The 3,433-nt window shown below is 32.1% G+C and carries 2 protein-coding genes and 4 pseudogenes; 5 read left to right on the forward strand and 1 reads right to left on the reverse strand.

Going from position 1 to position 3,433, the window contains the following annotated elements; translation table 11 throughout:
- The 4 genes and pseudogenes from HZR21_RS11280 to HZR21_RS11295 form a co-directional block, all read left to right on the forward strand.
- A pseudogene (locus tag HZR21_RS11280) lies at positions 1-72 on the forward strand (IS6 family transposase); the annotation flags it as partial.
- A 39-nt stretch (positions 73-111) separates the two neighbouring features.
- Positions 112-651, forward strand: a pseudogene (locus HZR21_RS11285) (replication initiation protein); the annotation flags it as partial.
- Complete coding sequence (locus HZR21_RS11290) at positions 651-1,067, forward strand: HTH domain-containing protein (RefSeq protein WP_180747688.1); 417 nt, start codon at positions 651-653, stop codon at positions 1,065-1,067. The pseudogene HZR21_RS11285 and the gene HZR21_RS11290, both read left to right, overlap by 1 nt.
- 129 nt (positions 1,068-1,196) lie before the next feature.
- Positions 1,197-1,811, forward strand: coding sequence for a helix-turn-helix domain-containing protein (locus HZR21_RS11295; RefSeq protein ID WP_180747689.1), 615 nt, complete (start codon positions 1,197-1,199; stop codon positions 1,809-1,811).
- 484 nt (positions 1,812-2,295) lie between these two features.
- Here HZR21_RS11295 and HZR21_RS11300 read toward each other — a convergent pair.
- Positions 2,296-2,412: pseudogene (locus HZR21_RS11300) on the reverse strand (IS6 family transposase); the annotation flags it as partial.
- Between the two features lie 641 nt (positions 2,413-3,053).
- Here HZR21_RS11300 and HZR21_RS11305 point away from each other — a divergent pair.
- Positions 3,054-3,320 (forward strand): annotated as a pseudogene (locus HZR21_RS11305) (replication initiation protein); the annotation flags it as partial.
- Positions 3,321-3,433: the final 113 nt, after the last annotated feature.

The following is a 3,433-nucleotide window of genomic DNA, read 5'->3' on the forward strand; positions in this document are numbered from 1 at the left end:
CGAAGAAATGGAACGCTCTTCGGCTTTTCGGTGTCTACTGAAATCAAGGTATTAATGGGAATAACAGCCTAAGATATTTGGAGTTCAGAGAGGGCGCGTTTGATTTTCAAACTTCGCAACAGAACCAGTGGTACTACTTATAGCGACCTAGCAAAGAATCTTGACTCTTTAGGTACTAAAAGAGTTGTAATCTACAACGATGTAGAACGGTCAATTACTCAAACAAGTTGGGTAATGCAATCCAAATATTGGGAGAATGGAAGGGTTGAATTACTATTATCTAAAGACCTTTCACCTTACCTATTAGGTCTTAAAAATAATTACACTCAGTACTTGCTTTTAGATACTGTTAAACTTAGAAGTAAATATTCTATTTTGCTTTACAAACTAATGCGTGAATGTGATAAAGACGGTTCTAATTCAATCGCTATCTTACAAGGTACACCAGATGAATTTAAAGAATGGTTGGGTGCACCAGAAAGTTATGAATATAAAGATTTAAAGAAAAACGTATTAAAAAAAGCAATCGAGGAAATCAATTTAAAAATTGATGATATGGACTTAGAAATCTTTCAAGGTCGATATAATCGAAAAGTAGTTCAAGTTGAAATTCATAATAACTGGACTTTAAAATCAACAGAGGACTATTGATGAAAGATGAAACAAAAGAATTAAAGACCCTTAAAGAACTTGCTGACGAACTAGGAGTATCTAAACAAGCAGTTAGAAAGCATTTTGATAAGTTACCACCAACTTTGGTACCAACTAAAGAGAACGGAAAATACCTTTTAAGCCTTGAAATTCAAAACTTTATAAGTTCCAAAGTATCAACGTTTGACACAACCAAAGTATCAACCGTTGATACTTTGGTTGATACTTTAAAAGATGAGCTTATATCTGAAAAAAACAGTCAAATTACTGATTTAAGAAAACAGAATAATGATTTAAGAAAATTACTAGATCAACAACAACAACTTCAATTCAAGACCCAACAAATGCTAGAAGAAAAGACTTTGCTACTAGATACCGCTCGAAAACGAAAATGGTGGAACTTTTTAAAAAAATAAAACCACTTTAAGGACTAAATCCCCTTAGTGTCAGGTATTTTACGTGTGACTGTCGTATAAATGTCGTGGTTTTAAAATATAAAAAGATATAAGATTTAGTTACAAATAAATTTATAGCGAGGTTGCATTATGAAAAACAAAACATTAATTTCAGATTTGAGGAAACAAAAAGGATTGACACAAGAAAAACTAGCAGAGCTTACAGGTCTAAATGTTAGAACTATTCAACGTTTAGAGAGTGGTGAAGATGCTAGCTTAGAAACACTGCGTTCCATAGCTGTAGCTTTAGATGTTGAAGTGATTGAGTTATTCGAATCAGTTTCTAGTAAAGAAAGAATGGACGAAATAGAGTCATTCTCCGTAGAGCAACGGTTACAAGCAACTCAAAGAAAAGCAGAACAAAAATTTTATTCTGTATTTAACATTGGGTTTCTATGCTTCATGATTTTATTAGCAGTCTTTGTCAATTTAATTAAAAGCGATTTTTACCAAGAGGTATTTGGTGTTTTATGGCTTAGCTTTTTTTTGCTAGGAATTTTTCTTTTGAAATATTTAAGACTTTCTTGGTGGGAAATTCGGTTAATAAAAAAATACCCTCTCACTTCAGATATTTCTTTTGACAAAAAGAAAAATGGAAAAGTCTTGTGGTGGAACGATCAACACGCAAGACCTATCATGCTTATTTTTTGGGGAGCAATAATTCCTGCCATATTCATTTTGAAGTATGCACTCCATTTATTTTAACTAAAATTTAGTATACTAAAAAATCACAAAAAAACCGTAAGCTATCCAAACTTCGGTTTTTTCTGTGGTTATCTTTGGGAGAATTTTTATGAAAAAAATTAAGATATGTTCATTATAGCTGACCTATCTTAAATCAAAATTAATTATCTAGGCTAAGTTGAGTAAAATTTAAAAGGGGGATTGGGGAACACCCCAAAAATTTATAAAAAAGGTAGGAGTAGTCAATTTGACTATTCCTGACCTTTTTATAAAACAGCAAGTGGGGTACCACTTGCTATGCTTGCCAGATAAAAAGTTTACCATGGTGTAACTGTTTTGTAACAAATGATTTTCAAAGATAATTCTCTAAAATATGTATCTTTCAAAAAAATAAAAAAAGCAAAATATGCTAAAATGTAATTGAGCATTGGTAGGAAAAGTAGGTTGAACTGGTTCTGTTGCAAAGTTTAAAAATCAAATACAAGGTTTATAATCCTTCTTGTTCTTAAGCTAATATTCCCATTAAGACCTTAATCTCAGTAGATACCGAAAATCCGAAGAGCGTTCCATTTCTTCGGTTCTTTTTGTATATTCCTCGAATTGTTTCCATAGCATGACAGGTCTTAAAAATGTAATATGGTCATATAACGTCTCAAAATCGTCTGTAAGGCTTTTTAGATATCCTAAGTAGAATTGTTCAAGTTTTTATCTAAAGTTGCTTAAAAGGGCCTAAAATCTTTTTTAAGGGGTATTTAACGATATGATGGTCAGTTTGTCTTGCGTTTGGTGTCAATTTTGGCAATCAAAAACATGAATACCCCATTTATTTTCCTTTTCAGCCTCTTTTGAACTTGGGGGAATTTTCTCGGAGAGAAAAGGGGGCTTGCCCCTTAAAATGTACTTAGGTAATTTCGTCAGAAATTTACCTTTTTATTTTTCTTTCGTTTGTTGTTTATATTTTAAATAAATAAAAACAAAACGGACGCTCTCGCGCGCGCTTTATATTTCTTTTTATTTATAAATACTTTATAATACTTAGGGAAGTAAGAAAAGCTCAACCACGGCTTTTATCGACTACATAGGGGGGTGAAAACTTCACGACTGGGGGGTGAAAACTTCACGACTGGGGGGTGAAAACTTCACGACTGGGGGGTGAAAACTTCACGACTGGGGGGTTAAAAATAAAAAAAGTTGATTTTTTAGCTCTTATTAAATATAATAACTTTAACATACTATCATTACATGTTTGAAAGAAGGAAAATAATGACGAAAAAACAAAACTATATTTGGAGAAATGATCGTAATTTTGCTTTAGATGAATACGAGAAACAACAATACTATTATGTAGCCGAAGCAAATGATTTGATTACTAAGGCAAGACATGACTTAACGGCTAGAGAATTAAAGATAATGGACTTCATTATTTCTAAAATAAAACCAGATGATGATGAATTTATAACCGTTAAAACCTCCATGTATGAATTGACAAATGTACTAAATTTGAAAAGGAGTGGTACGGTTCTGTTGCAAAGTTTTCCAAAAAATCTATTTTAGTGTAAAATTGAGAAAAAAGACAGAGAGGACAGAGTAATGAATCATTTTAAAGGCAAACAATTCAAAAAAGACGTCATTATTGTCGCTGT

The organism is Pseudolactococcus laudensis, from assembly GCF_013449735.1.
GTDB classification, from domain to species: Bacteria; Bacillota; Bacilli; order Lactobacillales; family Streptococcaceae; genus Pseudolactococcus; species Pseudolactococcus laudensis.

What these genes read in the sequence shown, in the direction of transcription:
- HZR21_RS11290 (WP_180747688.1), top strand. Translation starts at nt 651, where the DNA reads ATGAAAGATGAAACAAAAGAATTAAAGACCCTTAAAGAACTTGCTGAC.
- HZR21_RS11295 (WP_180747689.1), top strand. Translation starts at nt 1,197, where the DNA reads ATGAAAAACAAAACATTAATTTCAGATTTGAGGAAACAAAAAGGATTG.